The following is a 13,020-nucleotide window of genomic DNA, read 5'->3' as shown; positions in this document are numbered from 1 at the left end:
CAAAGCAGGAGCCAAGGGCTTCCGCGCCGCGTTTTTCAGCGATCGGGTGCAACCCTTGCCGCACTGCTTCTCCCAACCAGCACCGAAACGGCTGGCTACCTCGTTATTGAACGCCGTCGCGAACGCACCGCTCTAACTCCCCTCTCCCGGAGGGAGAGGGGTCGGGGGTGAGGGTCGTCCCTGAGGGAGAGGGGTTGGGGGTGAGGGCTAGGATTCGGGAAAGCCGGCCTCTCGCCAAGCGCGGATGCCGCCGTCCATGGAGATCACGCGGCGGTAGCCCATCTTTTGCAGGTTGTCGGCTGCTAGCGCCGAGCGAAAGCCGCCACCACAATAGAGGACAATTTCTGCTTCTTTGTCTGGGATCACCTTCTCGATATCCCGCTCGATGATGCCTTTGCTTAAGTGAATGGCGCCGACAATGTGGCCGGCCTGCCACTCCGACTCTTCCCGCACGTCAACCAAGTAGAAGGGATCCCCTTGCAGTTGTTTTTGCCTCACCTGTTCAACGGTGAGCTCTTGGATGCGGCTTTTGGCCTCGTTAACCAAAGCCAGGAAAGCAGGGGAGTGGTGGGACGCCATGCACACCTCGCAGAGAACCCAGCTCCCAGGATAAACCCAGGCCCAATCCAGTGAGGCAACGCCAAACCTCAAAATCGCTCCCCCCATGGCCAACCTGGACTCGGAAACCTCAAAACCTCGATCCTCAGCAAGCTAAACTAAGGGCAGATTTGCCGCCGGAGGCCCCCAGTTTGAGCTCTCGATTCACCCTTTCCCAACTGCTTGGGTTCCTTGCTCTGACTTTGAGCTGGGGGATCCCTTTCCCAAGCAAGGCACCGGCCCAGGCTGCCCCCATGCCTCTGGAAAGCGGGCTCCAAAAACAGGTCTCCGCCCCGGCACCGGCTCCCCTGGTGGAGTGGCTGAAGGAGCAAATGGACGCTGCCAACCGCCGCGACTTGCCGGGGGTGATGGCCGGCTACAGCCCCGACTTCCGCCACCGCGACGGCCTGGATCGGCAGGGGGTGGAAGAGGCCATTGGCAAGCTATGGGAGGCCCATCCCCAGTTGACCTACTCGGCGGAAATTGTCTCTTGGCGGCAGGTGGGCCCTGAGATCGTGGCCGAGATCGCCAGCCAAGTGCAGGGATCCCAAGCTTCAGCGCGGGGGGAGTTTCAGGTAAAGGCTTCCGCCCTGGTGCGTAACCGCTACCGCCCGGATGCGGCCAATCCAGGACAACTGCTGCTCGTAGACCAAGAAGTACTGCGGGAGGCCAGCACCCTCACCTCCGGCTCAGCACCTCCCACCGTCACCTTCGAGTTGCCGGAGGTGGTCAAGCCGGGATCCACCTACTCGCTGCAGGCCATTGTGGCAGAACCCCTCACCCAGTCCTTGCTGCTGGGCGCTGTCGATGAGCGGCCCGTGGCCGCGGCCAGCTACCTGGATCTGACCTCGTTTGCCCTCGAACCTCTGCAGGCGGGCGGGCTCTTCCTGCAGGCGGATGCCCCTCCAGAAGCAGGGGCTGAGTGGATCTCAGTGATGCTGGTCAACCAAAGTGGCCTTGTCGTCGAGAGCCGGCGTCTTACCATTCAACCCTGAGGGAGCCGACGTCTCTCAAGGGAGCCTTGTAGGACATATCGACTCCAAGCCCCTGCGGTCGTCGAAAACCTACAAAAAACTATCCGCTCTCTCCCACCGCCTAGGAGATAACAGGCGATCCGGGAGAGAGCGGCCTAGCGGGCCTTCAACTGGAACCTGACTGCCGGGAGGAACTCCAAGCGAGCCAGAACGCGAAGACTCCTCAGCAAGCTAAGGATCTGAGTTCAGGCCGTTAGAGAACAGCCCCGGCGCACAGCCGGCTGAACCCAACTTGACGACCCTTACAACTACTACTGTCTGGCATCCGCAGGAACCTCCCTTACTCAACAACATCCTGAGGCTAGCACAAATCTTTACCAAGGTGGCGGGCCGGATCCCTTCTCCCCAAGAGGGCTCCAACAAGGGGGAAGTCAGGAGGCAGCGCTGAGGAGAGAGCAACAGCGTAGGATAGAAGGACGCCCTTTAGCCTGCTCAAATTGCCGTGGACTACAAAAGTACCCTCAACCTGCCGCAAACTCAGTTTCCCATGCGGGCGGAGGCCGCCAAGAGGGAGCCCGCCATCCAAGCCTTTTGGCAGGAAGAACAGATCTATCAGCGTCTGTCGGAAACCAATCCCGGGGATCCCTTTGTGTTGCACGATGGGCCGCCCTATGCCAATGGCGACATCCACATGGGCACCACCCTCAACAAGATTCTCAAAGACATTGTGAACAAGTACCACATTCTGCGGGGGCGCAAGGTGCGCTATGTGCCCGGCTGGGATTGCCACGGCCTGCCCATTGAGCTAAAGGTGTTGCAAAGCCTCTCCCCCCAGGAGCGGGAAAGCCTCACCCCCCTGCAACTGCGGCAAAAGGCCAGAGAGTACGCCCTGCACTACGTCAACGTGCAGCGGGCCAGCTTTCAGCGGCTGGGGGTATGGGGATCCTGGGATCGGCCCTACCTGACCCTCTCGCCGGAGTACGAGGCAGCCCAGATCGAGGTGTTTGGCCAGATGGCCCTCAAAGGCTACATCTACCGCGGCCTCAAGCCCGTCCACTGGAGTCCCAGCTCGCAGACGGCCCTGGCGGAAGCAGAGCTGGAATATCCCGACAACCACATCTCCCCCAGCATCTACGTGGCTTTTCCTCTGCAGAGCCTCAGCCCGGCGGCGCAGCCGGTTTTGGAGCCTTTTCTGCCGGGCTTGCGGGTGGCCATCTGGACCACTACCCCGTGGACGATCCCGGCCAACCTGGCCCTCTGTTTCAACCCCAAGCTCACCTATGCGGTGGTGGAGTCTCCCCGCTTCGGCCTGCTGTTGATTGCTGCCGATTTGCGGCAGCGGCTGGAGAAAGTTCTGGAGACCCCCTTAGAGGTCAAGGCCACGCTGCCGGGATCCGCCTTAGAATACTGCCAGGGACGCCACCCCCTCTTTGACCGTGCCAGTCTCTGTGTTTTGGGGGACTACGTCACCACTGAGTCCGGCACCGGCATTGTCCACACGGCGCCAGGCCACGGGGAAGACGACTTCAAAACCGGCCAAAAGTACGGCCTGCCCATCCTCAGCCCTGTGGACGAGCAGGGGAGATTCACCGCCGAGGCCGGATCCCAGTTTGTCGGGCTGGATGTGCTCTCCAAAAAGCCGGAGACCAGCGGCAACCTGGCCGTGATCAAAGCCTTGCAGGCTGCCGGCGCCCTGCTCAAGGAAGAACCCTACAACCACAAATATCCCTACGACTGGCGCACCAAGGAGCCGACCATCTTCCGGGCCACGGAGCAGTGGTTTGCGTCTGTAGCCGGCTTCCGAGAGCTGGCCCTACAGTCCATCAAAACCGTGAACTGGATCCCGCCGGAAGGGGAAAACCGCATCACCGCCATGGTCAAAGAGCGCTCCGACTGGTGTATCTCCCGCCAGCGGGCTTGGGGTGTGCCCATCCCTGTTTTCTACGACGAAGAGACGGGCGAGGTTCTGCTCACGGCCGAAACCCTCGAGCACATCAAAGCCATCTTTGCCCAGGAGGGATCCGACGCCTGGTGGAAGCGGCCGGTGGAAGAGCTGTTGCCGGAGCAGTACCGCCGCAATGGCCGCACCTACCGCAAGGGCACAGACACCATGGATGTCTGGTTTGACTCCGGCTCCTCCTGGGCGGCGGTGGCCAAGGCCCAGGGGCTGGGCTACCCGGTGGATCTCTACCTGGAAGGTTCCGACCAGCACCGGGGCTGGTTCCAGTCCAGCTTGCTGACTTCCGTGGCCGTCAATGGCTGTGCCCCCTACAAAGCAGTGCTCACCCACGGCTTTGTGCTGGACGAAAAGGGCCAAAAAATGAGCAAATCCCTGGGCAACGTTATCGATCCCCTGGTGCTCATCAACGGCGGCAGCAACCCCCAGACGGATCCCGCCTATGGCGCCGATGTGCTGCGGCTGTGGGTCTCCAGTGTGGACTACTCCGGCGATGTGCCGATAGGCAAGACCATCCTTGGGCAGATGGCGGACATATACCGCAAGATCCGCAACACGGCCCGCTTTCTGCTGAGCAACCTTTATGATTTCAACCCAGCGCAGGATGCTGTTCCTTTTGAAGCGTTGACGGAGTTGGATCGCTACATCTTGCACCGCCTGCAGGAGGTGGGAGAGGAAATCACCGCATCTTTTGAAAGCTACCAGTTCTACCGCTTTTTCCAGGCGGTTCAGAACTTCTGCGTGGTGGATCTCTCCAACTTCTACTTGGATATCGGCAAGGATCGCCTCTACATCAGCCATGCCCGCAGCCGGCGGCGGCGGCAATGCCAGACGGTGCTGTCGCTGTTGCTGGAGAACTTGGCCAAGGCCATCGCCCCCGTGCTCTCCCACCTCGCAGAAGAGATCTGGAGCTACCTTCCCTACCCCAAGCTTACCCGCTCGGTGTTTGAAGGGGGCTGGATGCAGCTGCCAGAGCACTGGCGGGATCCCCAGTTGGCGGCCACCTGGGAAAAGCTGCGGGCGGTGCGGCAGGAGGTGAACAAAGCCCTGGAGCAAGCCCGCACCGACAAGGTCATCGGCGCTTCCACCGAGGCCAAACTGATCTTGAAGGTGGCGGATCCCCATCTGTACTCCCTCTTGGAAGAGCGGGCGGCAGAGCTGCGCTACTTGTTCATCACTTCCCAAGTCGAGCTGGTCAAGGCCGACCCTGGAGAGGAAGACCTGCAGGTTGCCGTTCAGCCGGCGGACGGGAAAAAATGCGTGCGCTGCTGGAACTATTCCACCCGCGTGGGCGAGTTTGCCGAACACCCAGAGCTGTGCGAGCGCTGTGTAGCCGCCTTAGCTGGGGAGTTTTAATGCCGGGGTGGGTTGGCTGCAAGCGTGCTCGATATGCGTGTACAACACCTTGCCGCGCAGGGGCTTCTCTAGCCAGGGAGTGGCGTGGGATCGGGAGTGGAGGGTGGCGGCAGAAACCGTCCACGGGTGGGCGGGATCAAACAGCACCCAGTTGCTGTGGGGGGTGAGGGTGGGCGGATCTAAGTTGAGGCAGCGGGCCGGGTACAAGCTAAGGGCCGACCACAGTTGCAGGGGGGTCAGGGATCCGGTTGCCACCAGATGCTGCCACAGCAGCGGCAGAGCCAGCTCCAGGCCCATCGCCCCTGGCGGAGCATCGGCAAAGGGCAGGGTTTTCTCTTCATAGGTGTAGGGGTGGTGATCTGTGGCGATCCCCAGGCTGCCGGAGCGGATCCCGGCGACGAGAGCCGCGCGGTCGGCGGCGCTGGGAAGGGGGGGCAAAAGACGCAGGTGGGGATCGTAGCGGTGCTCCCGGACGGCTTCTTCGGACAAGATCAGGTGCATCCAGGAGGTGCTGGCGGTCAGCGGCAATCCTTCGGCTTGGGCTTGCTGGATCATCTCCAGGCTGCGGGCTTGGCTCAGGCGCATGATGTGCACCGGCGGGGGGGAAGGAACAGTTCTGATCACCTCCAACAGGCGGGCCAGAGCGGCTGTTTCGGCACTGGCAGGGATCCCTTTCAGCCCCAGGCGCAGCGCCCAGATCCCTTCGTAGAGGCTGCCTTGCCCGGCCAAGCTGGGATCCCAGGCCCAAAGCAGCAGGGGCTTGTTCTCCAGCCGCAGATATTCTAGAGCCCGCCGCAGCAGCGCCAAGGAGCGCAGCGGCTGAACCTCCGCAAAGCCAACCGCTCCTGCTTGCGCCAGTTCTCCCCATGGGGTCGGGGTTTCTCCTTGGCCGCCCACGCTCAGGGCAGCTAAGGGCAGCCAGCGGGGATCCCCAGGTTGGCGGGGGTAGCGGTTCAGGTGCTCTGGGCGATCCAGCACCGGAAACCAGCCGGTTCCGGGCGGGGGGGCGGGCAGAAGCGCCACCTGGGCGAAGCCTCCCGCCAAAGCCGCTGTAGCCAAAGAGGCCAGGGTCTCGCGGCTGTGGGATAGACCGTTGCCAACCATCTCGCCGCTGTGGGCGTACAGATCCAGCAAACCCGGCCCTAGAACCCAACCGGAGCCATCAAGGGTGGGGATCTCGGCAGGGATCCCTGCCGGCTCGCTGGCCCGGAGGCGACCTTCCTGCAACCACACGTCGGTCACTTCCTCCCGCTGGCGCAAGGGATCCAGCAGGCGCACTGCTCGGAGGCGCACGTCTTTTCCCAGCAGCTCAGGGGGGAACAGAGAGGGCCCCATCTTCACAAAGCTCCGGCGGTGGTGCAGTCCAGGATCTGGCCGGACAGGTGGGTGGTGAGGTTCAACACCTTTAAAACCGGGGCGCCTTCTTTACCTTCTGGGTAGTCGATCACCGTAATGGCACCGTTCCCCTGCTTGAAGATCCAAAAGGCTTGTGGGGAAAGGTCGAACAACTGACAGATGATGGCCTTGTTGATGGCGTCGTGGGCAACAACTACCGCTGTGCCTTGGGGAAATTGGGCGGCGGTGATGGCCAAAAGCTCCTGCCAGGCCGAGCGAGTCCGCGCCCACACCTGGTCAAGGTTTTCCCCGTTGGGCATTTGCACACTGGCGGGATCCCGCTGCCAGCGCTCCAGCGCGCCGGGGTATTCGGCTTCCACTTCGCTCTGCAGCTTGCCCTCCCAGTCGCCGTGGCAGATCTCCTGCAAGTCGGGCATGGGGCGCAAGATCAGGTTGCTGTGGTTGCTGCAGATGGCGTCGGCTGTGGCCCAGGGGCGCTTCAGGGGGCTGGAGAAGGCCAGTTGCAGGGGTTGAGTGGCCAAAAATTCTGCCACCTTGGCTGCCTGTTCTTCCCCGGTGGCATTGAGGGGAATGTCCCGCTGCCCCTGAAAACGGCGCTCCCGGTTCCATTGGGTTTCCCCATGCCGCACCAGCAAGATGCGGATCCCCTGCTTGCGCTTGGGCAGAGCTGGGCCGAGGTGAGCAGTGATGTTCAAAGATTCCAGTTGCGGCGGCCCCTGCAGGCCCTCAGGGAAATTGAGCACGCTGATGGCGCAGTTATCCTGCCCCAGACGGTGATAGTGGTGTGGCCCCAGGCCAATGGCGGTGCTGACCAAGGCGCGATTGATGCCGCTGTGGCCCACAACGAGGATATTGAGGGTCTGGCTTGGGGCGGACTCTGCTCGGGCAGCAGATTGCAAGTGCTCGGCCAGCATTTGCCAAAACTCCCGCGCCTGCTGCCAGAGATCCCGCACCGGAAAGCGCCCCTGCAGCTCCAGGCTGTCGGGATGGTGCCGCCACAGATGGTAGTCTTCGGGGTATTTCTCCTTCACCTCGGCAAAGGTCAGCCCTTCCCAAGCCGTCAGGTCGATCTCTCGCAGTTGCTCGGTAATCTGCAGAGGGATCCCTTCTCGCTCTTTCAGGATGATGCGAGCGGTATCGAGGGCGCGAGAAAGGGGACTGCAATAGGCGTAATCCAACGGGATCCCGGCCAGGGCTGCGGCGACGCGCTGCGCCTGCACTGCTCCGCTGGGGGCCAGACGAGAGAGATCGGAGCGGCCTTGAATGCGATTTTCCAGGTTAAAGGTGCTCTCACCATGGCGCACGATCAAGATGCGCAGGGCAGGCTGAGCCATCGCTTGCACTTTACCCACTCATGAACACCTTCTAGAGTATCGCCATTGGGCGGTGCTTGCCTTGGCCAATTACCGGTTGGGTTGCAGACTGAGGGTTGTTTCGGTTGGCTGCCGCTTATCGTGAGGGCATCTTGGCCACCTTGGAGGAGAGCTACCATGCTGCGTTCCCATTGGCAGAGGTTTTGGCTGGAATGGACATTGGCCACGTTGTTGGGGCAGGGGGCCGGCCTGGTGCTCTTTGCCTTGGTCGTGGTGATGTTGAGTCAGTTTTTCCGTCCGCCGCTGCTGCTCTTGGGCCTGGTGCTGGGTTTTTCGCGCGGGCTGGGGGTGGGGATCGGCCAGGGGCTGGCGCTGGGATCCCGGATTTTGCTCTCGACGGAGCAGGCTGTGGCCTGGGTGGGCGCAACTGCTCTGGGCTGGGCTGTGGCTGACGCAACAAATGGGCAATGCTTGGCTGGGGGTGGTGGTGGCAGGAGCGATTTTGGGCTTGGCGCAATGGCTGGCCCTGTGCTCAGGTGACGGCGTGGCTGTGGATGGCCACGTGGATCACGGCCTTCGGGCTGGGCCAGTTGGCAGAGCAGGTGCTGGGGAACTGGCCAGAAAACGTTTGGGCGGCAGTGGCCTTGCTGCTGATCCGGAGCACCCTAGATGGAGCGGTGACGGGCAATAACTTGGCCTGGATGTTGCAGAATCGGCCAGAAGCATCTTCGTCAGATCCCGGCTGAGGCCAGGAGAGACAAGCAACTCTCCCCTCACAGGTAAGATGGTTAGGCGGTGCTGGAATGCTGCCGTCAGGCTGGAGAGGGGATATGGGACAACGGCAACTCCTGCGGGGGATCTTGATCGGGTTGGGCCTTCTGGCCGCCATGCTGGTGTGGGTTGTCGTGTGGCTGCTCACCCGCAGCCCGGTGGCTTTGTTGCTGGCCCACCCGGAACTGCCGCCGATTGTGGGTTTGGCCCCCCGTTCTACCGAGGCTTTGCTGCTGTTGGCCGTTCCCCTCGACGAGGTGCAAGCGTTTTGGCAAGCTGCAACCCCTGCCCCCCAACGACGCGCCGCCCGTCAGCAATGGCAAAAGTTTTTCTCCGCCGAAGGCCCGGGTTGGCTGGGATCTGTACTGGCCGGGGCAGCTCTGGATTTTGAGCGGGAGGTGCGGCCCTGGCTGGGAAAAAGCACGCTCTTGGCCAGCTTGCCGGAGGGGGGGACTTTGGTGGCCCTGGAGACGCGGGATCGGGCAGTCTCTCAATTTGAGCTGAACCTGTTGTGGGAACGGCAGAGTTTGGCGGGGATACCGGTGCAGGTGGACACTTACAAGGGCATTCAGGTGGTGTCCAGCCCGATTCCGGGCCTGGAGGGGTTCTCGGCGGCTGTTTTTGGCGAGCAGTACGTGTTGTTGGCGGAGCAGCCGGCGGCCATTCGCGCTGCCATCGATGCTTGGCAATTGCCGCAGTTGTCTCTGGTGGCTCAGCCCCTGTTTCAGCAGGTGATCGAGCCGCTGCAGGAGGCGCATGTGGGTTGGGCCTTCTGGCAAAACCCGGAAGCGGTTGCTCCGGACGGGCTGACGTTGCAGGCAGTGGGGCTGGGACTGGGGGTGAACTTCCGGGGCTTGGTGGCCGAAAGTGCTGCCCTCTGGCGTGCGCCTGCTGAGTTCTCCTTGCCGGCGGCAGAAGCTTTTCGTCCGGAGATCATTCAGCATCTGCCTGACGAGACCTTGGCGCTGGTTTCTGGAGCTCACCTGGCCTCGGTTTGGCAGAGCTTGGGGCAGATCCGGCCTCTGAGCCCCCTGGGGTGGCGGGTGGATCCCGGCCAATGGCTGCAGCGCTTACAATCTCAGGTGAAGCTGGACTGGCAACGTCTGTTGCCGGAACGGGGGGAGTTTGCCTTTGCCCTTTTGCCCGGCGACCGGGATCCGGCCTGGCTGTGGGTGGGTAAGATGCCGGACGAGCCGGGTTCCGACCTGGATGAGCGGGCGCGCGCCCAAGGCTGGCAGGTGGTTTCTCTCCCGATGCAGCGCGGCACCGCCACCGCTTGGGCTCAACCCAAGCCTTTGCAGCCCAGCCGCTCCGCCTCTGGAGCGGAGATCCCTGGCGGTGGGCCGCCGGAGGTCAGCGGGGAAGAAGGAGCCCTGTCAGAGGCTCTCCCCCAAACGCCGCCAGGGATCCCGTTGCTGGCGCAGGTGTATCACGCCGACCACAAAGGCTATTCCTACCTGGCCTCTTCCTTGGCGGCTTTGGAGGCGGCCCTCGCGGATCCCCCCTTGGCTGCCGACCGCGCCTGGCGCAAGGTGGTGGCTCCTCTGCCCCACCGCAATCTGGGCTATGGATATGGATCGCTGGGGTTGCTGCTGGAAAGCACGCTACTTAAGGGATCCCGCTGGTCGTCCACGCGCTTTGCCTTTGCCACCACAGCCCTGACGGTTTCTGAGGCTCCCTACCCGGAGCGGGGCCGCCAGATCACCCAAATGGGCAAGCTGGTTTGGCAGTGGTATTGAGGGTCAGACTATCCAGGGATCCCGGCAGTTGGCGGGGATGTACTTGCCCAGATAGACCTGGTTGCCGGCTTCGTTCCACTCGACAAAGTCGAAGATTTGGGTGAGCAGAAACATTCCCCGGCCCGATTCTTCGGTTTCCAAGATGCCGCGCTGGCAGCGGCTGAGCTTGCATTGGGGACGAAAGCCAGGTCCTTGATCCCGCACCAGCCATTGGTAAAACGGCTCTGAGCTGGCGTACTCGATGATCACTTTCTTGTTGGGATCGAGGCCATTACCGTGGCGGACGGCATTGATGATCGCTTCCTGTAAGCCCAGGCGCACCTCTGCCCGCCAAGGGGGAGGAACTTTTGAGATCAACAGATCGAGAACCGGTTGGGTGTAAAGGGTGGAGGGAAAGCTGATAACGCTCCAGGAGCAATGGGCGGGTTTGAGGGAAAGGGCAATCACGGAGGCAGTCTTCCCGGGGCACAGCGCTCTTCACCCATTCTAGCAATCCCATCAGTGTCAACCCCAGCAGAGGGGTGACCAGATCTCGGCAAGGGATCTTTTGCCGTACCATCTTGAGTAACGAGTCTCTTCGCGGTTACGCCCAATCGGCTATGGCAATCAAAGTTGGGGACAAGGTTAAAGTTCGCTGTGTCCGGGATCGCGGGCAAGAAGATGTCAGCGCTCTGGTGGGCAAAGAGGCTGTGGTGCTGGCCCGGCGGGTGGTCGATGGCAGCGGTGTCGGCTACGTTTTGGAGTTTCCTGATCGCTCTCGACACTGGTTTTTCGAGAGCGAGCTGGAAGCGCTCTAGGCCCCTGTCTGTCTTGCTGTTGTCTGGACGGTCGGTTGGTGGCTCCTCCTCCCCATTTGAATCGCCGTTTGCTGGCCCGCCAGATGGCCGCCCAGGTGGATGGCCTGACGGTGGAGCTGGCTGCTGCTGCTCTGGAGGCTATGCTGGATAGCATCAGTCAATGCCTGGCCCAGGGCGGTTCGGTGCGGCTGTCTCGCTTCGGCACGTTCTCGCTGCGCCATCGTCCTGCCCGGCAAACCTACCACCCGCGCACCAAGGCTCCCATTTACATCCCGGCTGCCAATGTGCCCCATTTTGTTCCCAGCCCTGAGCTGGGACGGGCGCCTAAGTCTGAGTCTGCGGGATCCGTCTAGGGTAGCTGCAGAATGACCGTCCTGCTCTGGTTTCGCACCGACTTGCGCCTGCTGGATCACCAGCCGCTGACGCGGGCTTGCCAACAGGGATCTCCCCTGATTCCCTTGTATTGTTTGGATCCCCGCCAGTTCGGTCAGGCTTCCTTGGTACTCCGCCCCAGAACCGGCCCTTTCCGCGCTCAGTTTTTGCTGGAGAGTTTGGCGGATCTGCGGCAGCAGTTGCGGGCGCGCGGCTCGGATTTGGTGATCCGCCGGGGCCAGCCGGAGCAGGTGATCCCCAGCTTGGCACGGGAGTGGGGGGTGAAGGCGGTCTATGCCCATGAGGAGGTGGGCACCGAGGAGACAGAGGTGACGGCTGCTGTTGAGAAGGCTTTGCTGGGGATCCGGTTGCACCTGGAGTGGGGCCACACCCTCTATCACCCTGAGGATCTCCCCTTTGGTCTTTCCCAACTGCCGGAGCTGTTCACCCGTTTTCGCAAGCAAGTCGAGGGGAGCACCCCCATCCGGGATCCCCTGCCCATTCCTTCTCTTCCCCCCCTGCCGTCGGGGTTGGATCCCGGCCCGTTGCCTACTCTGGCCGAGCTAGGGCTGAGTTTGCCCCCGCCGGATCGCCGCGCCCGCTTCACCTACACCGGTGGGAGCACCGCTGCCCAGGCCCGCCTGCAAACCTACTTTTGGGATCTGGATCGGCTGCGCATCTACAAGGAAACCCGCAACGGCATGTTGGATCCCAACGACAGCTCGCGGCTGTCTGCTTGGTTGGCCTTGGGCTGTATCTCGCCTCGCACCGTCTATGCCGAAGTCAAGCGTTATGAACAGGAGCGGGTGCGCAATGAGTCCACCGACTGGCTGGTCTTCGAGCTGCTGTGGCGAGATTATTTTCGGTTTGTCTTGGCCAAGCACGGCGCTAAACTGTTCCGTCCTTCTGGGATCCAGGGGATCCCCATCCCTTGGCAGCAGGATTGGCCCCGCTTTCAGGCGTGGTGCCGGGGCGAGACGGGCTACCCCTTGGTGGATGCCAACATGCGGGAGCTGGCGGCTACCGGCTTTATGTCCAACCGGGGACGGCAGAATGTGGCCAGCTTTCTGACCAAGAATCTGGGCATCGACTGGCGCATGGGCGCTGAGTGGTTTGAGTCGCTGTTGATCGACTACGACGTGGCCAGCAACTACGGCAACTGGAACTACGCTGCCGGTGTAGGGAATGATGCCCGCGGCTTCCGCTACTTCCACATCCCCAAGCAATCTCGCGAGTACGACCCCAAGGGAGACTATCTGCGCCACTGGTTGCCGGAATTGGCCGGGATCCCAGGGGACAAAATCCACGAGCCCTATCGCCTCACCGCTGCCGAGCAAAAGCAATTTGGGGTTCGCTTGGGAGTGGACTACCCTCGTCCTGTGGTGGATCTGGAGAAATCCCTCGCGGCCAATCGACGGGTTTACGAAGCTGCCCTGGCCTCGCGGTGAGCGTTGGCTTCCCAATTTCTCCCAAGAGGGCAAAGGGGGCTGAGGTGATTTTTCAAGAAGCAGTTCCAGCCCAACGGTGCTATTCTAGTTAAGCGCCGTCTCGGCTCAGTAGCTCAGCGGTAGAGCAGGGGACTCATAAGCCCTTGGTCGCGTGTTCAAATCACGCCTGAGCCATCCACGCTCAACCTTTGTCCAAGGCTTCCCAGCCTGCCAGACACCATAGCTGGGTTGCGGTAGGGGCTTGGTTAGTATATTGGGATCCCTGCCTTGAGAATCGGTTCTGCAGATGGCCGTTCCGGATTACCAGAGCTTGCTGTTGCCGCTGCTCCAGTTTGCAGCA

Annotated in this window: 12 protein-coding genes and 1 tRNA gene; 9 read left to right on the top strand and 4 right to left on the bottom strand. The window is 62.0% G+C overall.

The features are described 5' to 3' along the window. Positions 1-207: 207 nt before the first annotated feature. Positions 208-579 carry a rhodanese-like domain-containing protein gene (locus tag NW857_RS07400; RefSeq protein WP_414332487.1) on the bottom strand — a complete coding sequence of 124 codons (372 nt, stop codon included), beginning with the start codon at positions 577-579 and terminating at the stop codon, positions 208-210. Between the two features lie 272 nt (positions 580-851). Here NW857_RS07400 and NW857_RS07395 point away from each other — a divergent pair, with 272 nt between their 5' ends. Together NW857_RS07395 and ileS are read left to right on the top strand one after the other, a co-directional pair. Beyond that, positions 852-1,592: a hypothetical protein gene (locus NW857_RS07395; protein ID WP_414332489.1), complete on the top strand. Its 741-nt coding sequence runs from the start codon at positions 852-854 to the stop codon at positions 1,590-1,592. A gap of 526 nt (positions 1,593-2,118) precedes the next feature. After that, complete coding sequence (ileS, locus tag NW857_RS07390) at positions 2,119-4,884, top strand: isoleucine--tRNA ligase (RefSeq protein WP_414368504.1); 2,766 nt, start codon at positions 2,119-2,121, stop codon at positions 4,882-4,884. Here ileS and NW857_RS07385 read toward each other — a convergent pair. Both NW857_RS07385 and NW857_RS07380 read right to left on the bottom strand, forming a co-directional pair. Next, on the bottom strand, positions 4,867-6,219 hold the full coding sequence (locus tag NW857_RS07385; protein WP_414332491.1) for a dihydroorotase: 1,353 nt from the start codon (positions 6,217-6,219) through the stop codon (positions 4,867-4,869). The two genes, ileS and NW857_RS07385, sit on opposite strands and share 18 nt — an antisense overlap. Positions 6,220-6,221: 2 nt before the next feature. Further along, a complete protein-coding gene (locus NW857_RS07380) occupies positions 6,222-7,574 on the bottom strand; it encodes a histidine phosphatase family protein (RefSeq protein WP_414332493.1) in 1,353 nt (450 codons plus the stop codon). A 156-nt stretch (positions 7,575-7,730) separates the two neighbouring features. Here NW857_RS07380 and NW857_RS07375 point away from each other — a divergent pair, with 156 nt between their 5' ends. The 3 genes from NW857_RS07375 to NW857_RS07365 all read left to right on the top strand — a co-directional run bounded on the left by NW857_RS07375 (position 7,731) and on the right by NW857_RS07365 (position 10,063). Further along, on the top strand, positions 7,731-8,093 hold the full coding sequence (locus NW857_RS07375; protein WP_414337075.1) for a hypothetical protein: 363 nt from the start codon (positions 7,731-7,733) through the stop codon (positions 8,091-8,093). A gap of 14 nt (positions 8,094-8,107) precedes the next feature. Next, positions 8,108-8,299, top strand: a complete 192-nt coding sequence (locus tag NW857_RS07370) for a hypothetical protein (protein WP_414337076.1) — start codon at positions 8,108-8,110, stop codon at positions 8,297-8,299. Between the two features lie 84 nt (positions 8,300-8,383). Beyond that, on the top strand, positions 8,384-10,063 hold the full coding sequence (locus NW857_RS07365; protein WP_414332499.1) for a DUF3352 domain-containing protein: 1,680 nt from the start codon (positions 8,384-8,386) through the stop codon (positions 10,061-10,063). Positions 10,064-10,066: 3 nt separating this feature from the next. Here the strand turns inward: NW857_RS07365 and NW857_RS07360 are convergent, their stop codons facing one another. After that, entirely contained in the window at positions 10,067-10,510 is a 444-nt protein-coding gene (locus tag NW857_RS07360) for an ATP-binding protein (RefSeq protein WP_414332501.1), read from the bottom strand. A gap of 152 nt (positions 10,511-10,662) precedes the next feature. Between NW857_RS07360 and NW857_RS07355 the strand changes: the two genes are divergently transcribed. From NW857_RS07355 to NW857_RS07340, 4 genes are all read left to right on the top strand, one after another. Beyond that, on the top strand, positions 10,663-10,860 hold the full coding sequence (locus tag NW857_RS07355; protein ID WP_414368496.1) for a cytochrome b6f subunit family protein: 198 nt from the start codon (positions 10,663-10,665) through the stop codon (positions 10,858-10,860). A gap of 38 nt (positions 10,861-10,898) precedes the next feature. Then, entirely contained in the window at positions 10,899-11,213 is a 315-nt protein-coding gene (locus tag NW857_RS07350; protein ID WP_414332505.1) for an HU family DNA-binding protein, read from the top strand. 12 nt (positions 11,214-11,225) lie between these two features. After that, positions 11,226-12,680, top strand: coding sequence for a DASH family cryptochrome (locus NW857_RS07345; RefSeq protein WP_414332507.1), 1,455 nt, complete (start codon positions 11,226-11,228; stop codon positions 12,678-12,680). A gap of 102 nt (positions 12,681-12,782) precedes the next feature. Continuing rightward, positions 12,783-12,854, top strand: a tRNA-Met gene (locus NW857_RS07340). Positions 12,855-13,020 lie beyond the last annotated feature (166 nt).

Origin of the sequence: Synechococcus sp. H55.9, assembly GCF_047462355.1 — a bacterium.
Classification (GTDB): Bacteria; Cyanobacteriota; Cyanobacteriia; order Thermostichales; family Thermostichaceae; genus Thermostichus.
The sequence above is the reverse complement of the archived record's forward strand: the minus strand, read 5'-3'. Positions and strand labels throughout refer to the sequence as shown.

What these genes read in the sequence shown, in the direction of transcription:
- NW857_RS07370 (WP_414337076.1), top strand. Translation starts at nt 8,108, where the DNA reads ATGGCCACGTGGATCACGGCCTTCGGGCTGGGCCAGTTGGCAGAGCAG.
- NW857_RS07385 (WP_414332491.1), bottom strand. Translation starts at nt 6,219, where the DNA reads ATGGGGCCCTCTCTGTTCCCCCCTGAGCTGCTGGGAAAAGACGTGCGC.
- NW857_RS07355 (WP_414368496.1), top strand. Translation starts at nt 10,663, where the DNA reads ATGGCAATCAAAGTTGGGGACAAGGTTAAAGTTCGCTGTGTCCGGGAT.
- NW857_RS07345 (WP_414332507.1), top strand. Translation starts at nt 11,226, where the DNA reads ATGACCGTCCTGCTCTGGTTTCGCACCGACTTGCGCCTGCTGGATCAC.
- NW857_RS07395 (WP_414332489.1), top strand. Translation starts at nt 852, where the DNA reads ATGCCTCTGGAAAGCGGGCTCCAAAAACAGGTCTCCGCCCCGGCACCG.
- NW857_RS07400 (WP_414332487.1), bottom strand. Translation starts at nt 579, where the DNA reads ATGGCGTCCCACCACTCCCCTGCTTTCCTGGCTTTGGTTAACGAGGCC.
- NW857_RS07365 (WP_414332499.1), top strand. Translation starts at nt 8,384, where the DNA reads ATGGGACAACGGCAACTCCTGCGGGGGATCTTGATCGGGTTGGGCCTT.
- NW857_RS07375 (WP_414337075.1), top strand. Translation starts at nt 7,731, where the DNA reads ATGCTGCGTTCCCATTGGCAGAGGTTTTGGCTGGAATGGACATTGGCC.
- ileS (WP_414368504.1), top strand. Translation starts at nt 2,119, where the DNA reads ATGCGGGCGGAGGCCGCCAAGAGGGAGCCCGCCATCCAAGCCTTTTGG.
- NW857_RS07380 (WP_414332493.1), bottom strand. Translation starts at nt 7,574, where the DNA reads ATGGCTCAGCCTGCCCTGCGCATCTTGATCGTGCGCCATGGTGAGAGC.